The organism is Streptomyces sp. NPDC001156, from assembly GCF_053598275.1.
This window is the reverse complement of the sequence record NZ_JBSFJX010000261.1, coordinates 1-9,885: the sequence shown is the minus strand read 5'-3', so window position 1 is coordinate 9,885 and position 9,885 is coordinate 1. Positions and strand designations below refer to the sequence as shown.

The window sequence follows — 9,885 nt, the reverse complement described above, 5'->3', positions numbered from 1 at the left end:
GAGCCGCCCAATCACCAGCCACCGACATGATCCTGGCGCCCTCCACAGCGAACCGACACGCTCAGGAAGACCCGCTTAACACCAGTCACCTAGGGGGTCAGCTGAAGCGGCGGCGGTCGCGGTCCTCCCACTGCTCGCCCTGGCGGGCGGCGCGCTGGATGCCCTTGCGCCGGTGGTTCTCCCGTCGCTGACGGGAGGCGCGGTCACTCGCGGACTCGTGGCCGGCGTACCGGGTTTCGGCGCGCTCGTGGTCGTTGCCGAACAGGCGGTCGAGGAAGCCCATCAGCGACCGCCTCGGATCTGGCGGTCGAGGCGGGAGCGGACGTCACCGCCGGCGGCGTAGTCCCGCTGGCACGCCTCGACGGTCGCCGGCTCGGCGAGGACCTTGTTCTGCTGCGGCGCGAGGGGCGCGGGACTGGGCTGCTCAGGGGGGCGATCGGTACTCTCGGGCATGCCTGCCTCTTCGTGGTGTTGTAGGTGGGTGCCCCCGGCCCATATGGAGTGGCGACTCCGGACCGGGGGCTTCTTGCGTGGTACCGCGGGTGAACACCCGGGCATGTATGGTGACCTTACACGAGTTGGCGTGTGGTCACCATACGCGCTCCGGAGTTAGGCCCGCCTGAGTTGAGGAAGGTGCGGGCGTGGCAGACGACGAGGAGGTGCAGCGAGTGTTCGACGCCCTTGACGACGTGGAGCGCATCGCCGACCCGGAGGCGCGGTCGCGTGCTCAGGCGCAGATCACAGCGGCGACCAGAAAGCGGGCGGCCAAATGGGCCGCGGAGCGAGCCGACTTGGCCCACCAGATGCAGGACGAGGGCGAATCGATCCGCGGGATCGCGAAGCGCCTGGGCGTCACGCCCGGAACCGTGCAAGACCTGCTGCGCGGCTACAAGGGATCAGGGCAGAACCGGCCGCCTGCCGATGAACGGGCCGCGGGCGACAAGCCGTCCGAGGAGTAGCCGCCATGGACTTCGTGCAGTACCTACGCGACCGGTACGACGAGGACGCGGCACGCGCCAGCCGGGTGCACGACCTGGAATGCGAGTTCCACGCGCGCCTCGGCGCTGGACTGCTCGCCGCCGTGGCCGCGTCGCAGATGCTGGCGGACGTGCCTGGCGCGGTGTGCGACTGCGATGGTCCGGCTCGGGTGCTCCGCGAGGTCGCGGCTAAGCGGAAGATCCTCGATGAGCTGCTGCCGGATCTGCAGCACGCCGACCAGCTGATCGAGGGCGAGTGGGGCGGAAGCAGCAGCCTCGCCGGGGACCTGGTCGAGCTGCTCGTGGAGCCGTATCCGAAGTGCGGGGCCCGGGCGGTGTTCTGGCCGGACGCCGAGGGGTGCGAGGCGACATGCTCCTGGCCTCGCGGGCACGCTGGCACGAAGCACCGGGACGAGGTCTTGGACGAGTGGGACGAGGACGAGCTGCCGACCGCGCGCCCGGGCCAGTAGCCCGCGGACGCCAGAACGCCCCGACCTCATGCGGAGGTCGGGGCGTTCTGCTGTTCCCAAGGTCCTGCCCGTGCGAGCCAGCGGGAGCACACGGGCGCAGCAGTCGCTACGGTAGCCGCTCCCGCGGATAACCGCCGTTGAGGCGTCAGGCGTGCAGCTTCGCTTCGGCGGCGGCGGTGGCGTCTGCCTCCCATGCATCGAGCGGGGGCCGCTCGGGCAGGGCGGCGCCGGGCCGGCGCAGGTACCAGGCGGTGAGGTGCTTGAGGACCTCGGCGCGGGTCTGGCCGGCGGCTTTGGCGGCGAAGTCGAGGGCGTCGCGGTCGTCGACGACGACCCGCTGGGGCGCCTCTCCTATCCACGCGTCCAGCGGGGGCCGTTCGGGCAGGCCGATGCCGGGGCGGCGCAGGTACCAGGCGATCAGCCGGCAGATCGTCTTGGAGCGGTCGGTGCCTGCGGCTTTGGTGGCGTGCTGGAAGTCGGTCCAGTCGTCGTCGGGAATGCGGATCTTCGACGGTTTGGTCTGGCCGCCCTCGGACGCGGAGGCACCAGCTGCTCGCGCGCGTTCCTCGGCTGCCTTGCGGGCCTGCGGCTCCCATGCCTTGGCGGCCGGTCGGTCGGGGAGGGTGGCGCCGGGCCGGCGGAGGTACCAGTCGATGAGGCGGCGGACTTCCTTGGAGCGGTCGGTGCCTTGGGCGCCGGCGGCGTGCTCGAAGTCGTACCAGTCGTCGCCGATGCGTACCTGACGGAACGGCGTCTGGGTGTCCGTGGGCGGAGTCATGGTGGCCACGGTACGGCGTTGTAGCTACATGAGGGGGGCGGGGGTCGAGCCGTGGAACATGGGCCGCTCCTGCGAGGTCCTGCGGACAACTACGGTGTTGCCTGGGCACTCCATGGATAGAAGATCTCCCCGTGAGCCAACCTCTGCCGCAGTTGCCGAAGCCCGAGTTCGTCTTGATCCATATTGAGGCTCCGCCCGAGGTGCCCGCCCAGATTGCTGTCGATCTCGGTGAGACCGGCATTCCGGCCGGGTTGATCGGATACGAGTACCGGCCGCTGAGTGAGGCGGTGTTCCTTGAGGGGATCGGTGAGCGGGGGCTGGTCGCCATCGCGACGAGTGGCCTGTTCGGACGCATCGCCGTCGACGTTGCCACTGGTCACGTGGTGCAGATTCCCAAGATCGATTCAGCGAGGGCTCCCCGTCTCGTGAACAGCGATCTCGGCTCCTTCAACCAATGCGTGGCCGCGGTGATCGCGAGCTTCCCGTTCTATGCGGACGGCGACGAGGACAGGTACGAGGCGGTGGCGGAAGAGCTTCGGGATCTCATCTCCGGCATCGACGAGGCAGCTCTCGCGGACAACGGATTCTGGGAGACGTTCTGCGACGACGTGGCGATGGGGGACTACCAGGACTGGGATGCATGAGCTAGCAGCGAACTCCGCCCTTGGTCAGCCGTCCATGATCAACTCGACGCCGACCAGACAGCCATCGACCAGCTCGGGGCGGTACTGGATCTGCTTGAGCCTGCGCTTGACGGCGCGGGTGATCTGGCCGAGGTCGGCTGCGGCGAGGTTGCCGATATCGCGCTTGACCAGCGACCAGATGCCCTTACGGGTTCAAGTCCGGTGAGTAGCTTGGAAGTTGGAAAACAGTGAGCCAGTCCGCATGGTCGGCGATGAACTCGCGCAGCGGTTCGACCAGGTGCATACGCAGGGTGTCCCACACGAGCACGATCGGACCGCCGAGCTGGATGTGGGCCCTGTGCCCGTGAGGAGTGAAAGTCCGACGCTCCGTCACGCCGCGCTGTGCGACGCCCGCCAGCGCACCTGGTGCTTGCCGGCGTCTTTTCAGGCCGCTGACGAGCTCAGCGCGGTCGAACTGAGTCAGGAAGGCCGTGTACGCCTCTTGGCGCTGCTATCTCAACCAGGGGCCATGCTCCGCCGCGGCCTGCCCGGTGACCTGGGCGCGGTTGTGTGGGTTGGCGAGTCTCGTGGGTTGGCGCTTCCCGTAATGGGGATTCTTAAAAACGGCCGGTTGTGCTCTCCGTTCCCAGTCGGTTGCCCGGGTCACCGAGTGTCCCAGCCCGGCCGCACAGGTCCGGCCTCGAAGCCCGCCTGGTGCCGCCGCCACGGTATGGCGCAAGCTGGCCCGCATGGACTGGTTGCCACTGCTCTCCACCCTGGCCGGGGCCGCGATCGGCATCGTCGCTACGCTCATCGCGGATCGGAATCGGTGGAAGCGCGAGGATGCCAAAGAGGCTCTTCGGCTGCGGCTCGACATCTACACGCAGTACACCACCGCAGTGAAGGTCCTCGGTGAAACCCTGCGGGCCCTGGCCCAGCGAGAGCTCCCCTCCGACGAGCGGGCGCTTGCGTTGCGCGAAGCCTTCCGGGAATCAGGCATCGCCATCGCATCCGAACGGATGTGGCTCATCGCGCCCCAACCCGTCGTCAAGGCCTCCAACAGCGTGTTCCACTGCCTGCGACGCATCTGCGACGGTTACATCGACGGCACAGCTGTCAGCAGTCCAGAGGATCACGCGCGCTGGGAGGAACGCGGCAAAGCAGCCGCCAAGATGCGCAATCTCATGCGCGAAGATCTCGGTGTTGGTCCACTCACCGAACGCCACAGCGCCTAATCCTCCCGCCGAAGACCACGTCGCATGATCTCCGGCTGGAGTACGAGGCCTGGGCCGGCGCCCGACGCCCGGCGCCGAAGAGCCTCATGACGCGGCCTTCGCCACGTCGACCGATTCGTAGATCGGGAACACGCCGTGCAGGCCGGTGAGGGTGAAGCGCCGGCGGAGGTGCCGGTTGGTGAGGACCAGGCGTACCTCCCCGCCGCGGTCGTGGAGGCGTCTACGGATGGCGACGAGCGCACCCAGGCCGGTGGAGTCCATGAAGCGCACGCTCAGCAGATCGATGATGATCCGCAGGCGGCCTTCCCTGATCCGGTCTACGACGTGTGCGCGGACCCGCCCCGCCGTGTACACGTCCGCTTCGCCGTGGATCTCCACGATGGTCCAGCTGTTCTCTTCGTGGTGATTAATGCCGAATTCGGGCTGCATGCCCGAACTAAACACTATGCCTTGGGGAGGGGTTGCGGTCCGCGCCCGCCGCACTTTCGTTCTGCATGCGCATGAACGACTGGCCAAAGCATCACCCGGCCAGCGGAGCTACAGCCCTGCCGCATGCGGGTACAGGTCTCCACACCTCGGCTCGATCGCCCCCACGCAGGAGCCGAGGCTCACCGCCCCTGCCTCCGCACGGGGAGGCAGGGGCGCGCCGACCGTCAGGCCGTGGCGGCTCGACTCGCACGGGAACGAGCGACCAGCGCATCGCTCGAAACGTCCTGCTCTTGGAAACGTCCTGCTCGATTCGCTGGAGATAGAGGTGTTGGTAACGGGTCGGCCAGGAGCCGCGGTTGAGGGCGCGTGGTGTCTTGGGGTGGGTATGTTCGGGGTGTCGTCTTCGGCTGGATAAGGGGGTTGCTGTGGTTCCGGGGGTGGAGATCGCGGTGGGGTATGTGTTCGCCTGGCTGGCCCGGAAGGCCCAGCGGGTGGCGGGGCGGGCGGATGCCGAGGTCGACCGGGGGCTGGATGTGGGGATGGACCGGCTGCACAACTTGGTCAGCCGCCAACTCGGCCAGGATCCGGCGCTCCAACGAGCTACGGAGGAGGCCGGTGAGGGCCGGGAAGTGCTCTCGGAGCGCACCCAGCGGCGGCTGACAGATTCTTTGGAGGATGCCGCCGAGCGGGATGCGGACTTCGCCGAGACCCTGGCGAACCTGGTGCAGGAGCTGCAGGCCGCTGCGGCTGCCGGGACCACGGGCGGCGGGGTGTCGGCGTCCGGGGATGGACAGGCCGTCGGCGGGAATGCGGACATCCGTGCCGAGGGCGGGTCGGCGGCCGCCCTGCGCATGGGGGACGTGACGATCGGGTCGGCGCCAAACCCCTCGCAGCCGGGTCCGGACAAGGGCTAACCGCACCCGGCGCCACTCTTGGCCCACCACCCACCGGCCCGTACGCCACCGCCCACCCCTCGCAGGTCATCGCGGGCGGTGGCAGTATCGCTGCCGGCTTCGTCGCCGGCGGGATCCACCAGCACCGGCACGAGCATGCCGGGCCGCGCACGCCGGCGTCGTGGCCGCACCAGGTCGGGGTGATCCCGCCGCGGGCGGACTGCTTCCAGGACCGGGCCGAAGCGGCCCGCCTGCACCAGGCCCTCGCGCGAGTGGACACCGCGGTCCTGGTGGGACAGGACACCGTGCGTGGGCAGGTACTGACCGGGATGGGCGGGGTCGGCAAGACCCAGCTCGCCGCCGACTACGCCCGCACCGCCTGGCAGAGCCGCACCCTGGACGTACTGGTATGGATCACCGCCGACACCCGCAGCGCCGCCGTGACCGGATACGCGCAAGCTGCCGCGGAGGTCCTGGCCGCCGATACTGACGACCCCGAGACGGCCGCCGTGCAGTTCGTGGCCTGGCTGGAGCCCAAACCCCACCAACGCCCCTGCCGGTGGCTGATCGTGCTGGATGACGTGGGCGAACCCGAGGTTCTGCACGGCCTGTGGCCGCCGGCCAGCCCGCACGGCCGCACCCTGATCACCACCCGCCGCCGGGACGCCGCCCTCACCGGCCGCCAACGACACCTGATCAACGTCGGACTGTTCACCAAGACCGAAGCACTGGCCTACCTCACCACGGCACTGGCCGCCCACGACCGCCACGAGCCCGACGAGCAGCTCGCCGCACTCGCCGCAGACCTCGGACACCTGCCGCTGGCCCTGTCCCAGGCCGCCGCCTACCTCATCGACTCCGGCCAGACCGCAGCCGCCTACCGCACCCTGCTCGCCGACCGCAGCGCCACCCTCGCCGATGCCGTCCCCGCCGTCCTGCCCGACGACCAGACCCGCACCATGGCCGCCGCATGGTCCCTGTCCATCGACCGCGCCGACACCCTGCCCCCAGCCGGCCTGGCCCGCCCCATGCTCCAACTCGCCGCATTCCTAGACCCCAACGGCATCCCCGAGACCGTCCTGACCAGCCCCCCCGCCCTCGCCTACCTCACCGCTGAGCGAGCCGGATACCGTCGCCCCGAAGTGACAGGCGATGATGCCGCGGGGGCCCTGCGTGCCCTGCACCGGCTCAGCCTGATGGACCACACGCCCCACCAGGCCGTCCGCGTCCACCAGCTCATTCAGCGCGCCGTCCGGGAACGGCTCCCGGACGAGCACAAGCGCGACGCCGCCCGCACCGTCGCCGACGCCCTCGTCGCGGCCTGGCCCGAGGTAGAACGCGACACCGCCCTCGCTCAGGACCTGCGCGCCAACACCGCCGCCCTCACCAGATACGCCGCACACGCCCTGTACCAGCCGGACGCCCATAGGGTGCTGTACCGCATGGGGACCAGCCTCGGCGAGTCCGGCCAAGTCACCGCTGCTGTCGACCACTTTCACCACCACGCGTCCATCACCCGCCGCCAGCTCGGCCCGGATCACCCCGACACCCTCAACGCCCGCCACAACCTGGCCTCCTGGCGAGGGTCGGCGGGGGATGCGGCCGGGGCCGCGACCACACTCGCCGAGCTGCTGGAGGACCTGATGCGGGTCCTCGGCCCGGACCACCCCCAAACCCTCGACGCCCGCCACAATCTGGCCCACTGGCGGGGGGAGGCGGGGGATGCGGCAGGCGCCGCGACCGCGTTCGCCGAGCTGCTGGAGGACCTGATGCGGGTCCTCGGCCCGGACCACCCCCACACCCTCATCACCCGGCACAACCTGGCCTCCTGGCAGGGGGTGGCGGGGGATGCGGCCGGGGCTGCGACCGCGTTCGCCGCGCTGCTGGAGGACCGGGTGCGGGTCCTCGGCCCCGACCACCCCGACACCCTCAGCACCCGGCACAACCGGGCCTACTGGCGGGGGGTGGCGGGGGACGTGGCCGGGGCCGCGACCGCGTTCGCCGCGCTGCTGGAGGACCGGGTGCGGGTCCTCGGCCCCGACCACCCCGACACCCTCATCACCCGGCATGAGCTGGCCCGGTTTCGGGGGCACGCGGGGGATGCGGCCGGGGCCGCGACCGCGTTCGCCGCGCTGCTGGAGGACCGGGTGCGGGTCCTCGGCCCCGACCACCCCCAAACCCTCAATACTCGGCATGAGCTGGCCCGGTGGCGGGGGGAGGCGGGGGATGTGGCGGGGGCGGCGACTGCGTTCGCCGAGCTGCTGGAGGACCGGGTGCGGGTCCTCGGCCCGGACCACCCCCACACCCTCACCACCCGGCACAACCTGGCTCACTGGCGAGGGGAGGCAGGGGATAGCGATGGCGCCGTCGGTTAACGGACGCTCGGGAAGCACCCAGATTCACCCCGAGCGCGGCTCATGACAAAGCCGTTACCCGTACCCCAGGTACGCACCACGGCAGATTTACAGCGGGCTCCATATGTCCTGACCTGGAACTTCCCACTCAGCCACTCTCATTAGGGGGCACCTGGGGGCAGTGCGTCCCCCAGGTGCCCACAGAGACGAGAGGCAGAGGGGCCTATTGGTCCGCGGTGAGCTCCACGAATGCGGTGAAAGGCGCGGGACGTCGCGTCCTCCGCGAGCAGGCGCCTTCGTTGTTATCAGGCGCCTTCGTTGTTATCAGGACTGCCCCAGCGGCGTCGCAACACACAGCTCCGGAGTGCGTGGCCAATTCACCTGTCACATGCGTTGTGACCTGCACGTTCCATGATCGAATCTCATGGCAGGGTGCGGGTGTATCGGAGATAGCGCGCGACGAGGCGCGGTGTGCCCGTCAATCAACGTGAGAGCGCGCTGTGTCGGAATGGGCTGCAACATGAGCAGGGGCGGGAGGTCCGCGCTCCGGCACGGGGACGTTCGCCCCACCCGATGCCTGTTGAGAGGGGAGACGGTATCGGTGGCCAGCACCTCACCGGTGAAAGTGAGGTGGGACAGCAAGGCACCACCCGTTGAGCACTGTCCCACCTCTTTTCGCAGGTCAGCGCGCCTAGCGGGACAGTGGGACAGCAGATTCGTCGGTCTCACCGCCTGTATATGCTCTGCGCTCGTGGAAATACCTGTTCGCGGGCGCCGTGGCGCTCTCATTTTGGTTGCCGTGGCGCTGGCTGGAGCGGTATTCGGCGGTGGCGGCGTCCTTGTCGGCCTTCATCTTGGCAATGCCGCAGTCGGACCAGCGGGACCTCAGGGTCCGGCGGGGCCTCAAGGGCCGACCGGGTCTCAGGGTCTGCCTGGTGTCCCGGGTCAGCGCGGACCGCAGGGCCTGCCTGGAAAGGACGCGGAACCGCTCGACTTGAACTCAGACCACCCATTCTCGGGTGGCTACGTGCTAAGTAACGGTGCGTGCCCGATCGGCACCAGTTCGTGGCAACTCGTGTACGTGCTGGAGAACGACCCGATAGGGGCGATTGGAGACACGCGGACCACGTCGCTGGAGCTTTGCAAGATCCTCTAGCGCAGGTTGAGTGCCTCCGCGAGAGCCTCCTTCATGGACGTGGGGGCGGGACGCAGCGGCATTGGCGCAGCGCGGCTACCGAGTGGTGGCGGTCGTGCCAGTGGACGAACTACCCCGTGCGGTGGCGAGCAGTTGCGCGTCCAGGGCGTCGATCGGCTCCTTGAGGGTGTCGACCACGCGGCGCGAGGCGCGCGGCAGGTCGAGGCCCTCGAGCCCGCCCTGGCCCGGAGCGGTGAAGTAGCTGCCGGGCCGGTCGCAGCCGTGGTCGGACAGGACGGCGTGGACGCGGTTGCGCAGCAGCGTGCGCAGACGGATCAGTTGGCAGCGGTGGCGCACTAACGCGCGCTGCTTGCGCACCTGTACCGGGGCAATCCACGCATCCGGAATGAGCGGGGGTGTGTGGTCGGTTCGTCCACGTACTGGCGTGTCTGGGAGGAGGCACGGGCGTACGCCCTGCCGCCTGAGCGCGTGGTCTCGCTGGTGCTGGTGAGGAGGGCGCGCCACCGGTCGATGATGGCGGCTGCGCACGGCTCCGCAGTGAATGCGTAGATTGCCCCTCGCAGCCCTCATGGGTGCGACGGAGTGCGTCGAAGGACGCCCGCGACACGGAGTGTGTCGGAAACTGCGACCGGACGGGACGTCCGTGGTGTGGGATTCGTGCTTCGACGCGCAGCGCCTCTGGTACTGCACGCGGCGGGACTTGAGTCAGGACAAGCGCTTAGAAGAGACGTGCCCGCTCATTGCGATTCGACCCCCTGAGCTGCTCGTTTGTTCGCGGCGCCCCCCTCGCCTGTCGGACCTTGCCGCGCATCGCCGGAGGGTGCCCTTCCGGCGGGATCACCGAAGGTCAGCTCAAGCGCCGGAGTGCTGTGCCACTAGGAGCGTGTCCCGGTAACGGGCAATCGGCTGGTGATCGTGACGGTGAGATCGGTGGTGGTTGCTCGCTGCGTGCCTGCCGGGGCGGGTGGCC

At 69.4% G+C, this 9,885-nt stretch carries 11 protein-coding genes and 1 pseudogene; 6 read left to right on the top strand and 6 right to left on the bottom strand.

Going from position 1 to position 9,885, the window contains the following annotated elements:
- Positions 1-97: 97 nt before the first annotated feature.
- Both ACWDA7_RS46365 and ACWDA7_RS46360 read right to left on the bottom strand, forming a co-directional pair.
- A complete protein-coding gene (locus tag ACWDA7_RS46365) occupies positions 98-283 on the bottom strand; it encodes a hypothetical protein (RefSeq protein ID WP_450613403.1) in 186 nt (61 codons plus the stop codon).
- On the bottom strand, positions 283-453 hold the full coding sequence (locus ACWDA7_RS46360) for a hypothetical protein (RefSeq protein WP_450613401.1): 171 nt from the start codon (positions 451-453) through the stop codon (positions 283-285). Before ACWDA7_RS46360 ends, ACWDA7_RS46365 begins: the two co-directional genes overlap by 1 nt.
- 188 nt (positions 454-641) lie before the next feature.
- On the opposite strand from ACWDA7_RS46360, the gene ACWDA7_RS46355 reads away from it, so the two are divergent.
- Together ACWDA7_RS46355 and ACWDA7_RS46350 are read left to right on the top strand one after the other, a co-directional pair.
- Positions 642-959 carry a helix-turn-helix domain-containing protein gene (locus ACWDA7_RS46355; RefSeq protein ID WP_450613399.1) on the top strand — a complete coding sequence of 106 codons (318 nt, stop codon included), beginning with the start codon at positions 642-644 and terminating at the stop codon, positions 957-959.
- Between the two features lie 5 nt (positions 960-964).
- Positions 965-1,447 (top strand): DUF6221 family protein, encoded by a 483-nt coding sequence (locus tag ACWDA7_RS46350; protein ID WP_450613397.1) that lies wholly within the window; start codon positions 965-967, stop codon positions 1,445-1,447.
- 145 nt (positions 1,448-1,592) lie between these two features.
- Here the strand turns inward: ACWDA7_RS46350 and ACWDA7_RS46345 are convergent, their stop codons facing one another.
- Positions 1,593-2,225, bottom strand: coding sequence for a hypothetical protein (locus tag ACWDA7_RS46345; RefSeq protein ID WP_450613395.1), 633 nt, complete (start codon positions 2,223-2,225; stop codon positions 1,593-1,595).
- A 131-nt stretch (positions 2,226-2,356) separates the two neighbouring features.
- On the opposite strand from ACWDA7_RS46345, the gene ACWDA7_RS46340 reads away from it, so the two are divergent.
- Positions 2,357-2,869 (top strand): SUKH-4 family immunity protein, encoded by a 513-nt coding sequence (locus tag ACWDA7_RS46340; RefSeq protein WP_450613393.1) that lies wholly within the window; start codon positions 2,357-2,359, stop codon positions 2,867-2,869.
- A gap of 24 nt (positions 2,870-2,893) precedes the next feature.
- Here ACWDA7_RS46340 and ACWDA7_RS46335 read toward each other — a convergent pair.
- Positions 2,894-3,206 (bottom strand): annotated as a pseudogene (locus tag ACWDA7_RS46335) (transposase); the annotation flags it as partial.
- A gap of 391 nt (positions 3,207-3,597) precedes the next feature.
- On the opposite strand from ACWDA7_RS46335, the gene ACWDA7_RS46330 reads away from it, so the two are divergent.
- A complete protein-coding gene (locus ACWDA7_RS46330; RefSeq protein WP_450613391.1) occupies positions 3,598-4,083 on the top strand; it encodes a hypothetical protein in 486 nt (161 codons plus the stop codon).
- An 84-nt stretch (positions 4,084-4,167) separates the two neighbouring features.
- Here ACWDA7_RS46330 and ACWDA7_RS46325 read toward each other — a convergent pair whose 3' ends face one another.
- Positions 4,168-4,512, bottom strand: coding sequence for an STAS domain-containing protein (locus ACWDA7_RS46325; RefSeq protein ID WP_450613389.1), 345 nt, complete (start codon positions 4,510-4,512; stop codon positions 4,168-4,170).
- 425 nt (positions 4,513-4,937) lie between these two features.
- Between ACWDA7_RS46325 and ACWDA7_RS46320 the strand changes: the two genes are divergently transcribed.
- Both ACWDA7_RS46320 and fxsT read left to right on the top strand, forming a co-directional pair.
- Positions 4,938-5,426 carry a hypothetical protein gene (locus ACWDA7_RS46320; RefSeq protein ID WP_450613387.1) on the top strand — a complete coding sequence of 163 codons (489 nt, stop codon included), beginning with the start codon at positions 4,938-4,940 and terminating at the stop codon, positions 5,424-5,426.
- A 179-nt stretch (positions 5,427-5,605) separates the two neighbouring features.
- Entirely contained in the window at positions 5,606-7,780 is a 2,175-nt protein-coding gene (gene fxsT, locus ACWDA7_RS46315; RefSeq protein ID WP_450613385.1) for an FxSxx-COOH system tetratricopeptide repeat protein, read from the top strand.
- 1,210 nt (positions 7,781-8,990) lie between these two features.
- On the opposite strand, the gene ACWDA7_RS46310 is transcribed toward fxsT, so the two are convergent.
- Positions 8,991-9,272, bottom strand: coding sequence for a hypothetical protein (locus tag ACWDA7_RS46310; RefSeq protein WP_450613383.1), 282 nt, complete (start codon positions 9,270-9,272; stop codon positions 8,991-8,993).
- Between the last annotated feature and the right edge of the window lie 613 nt (positions 9,273-9,885).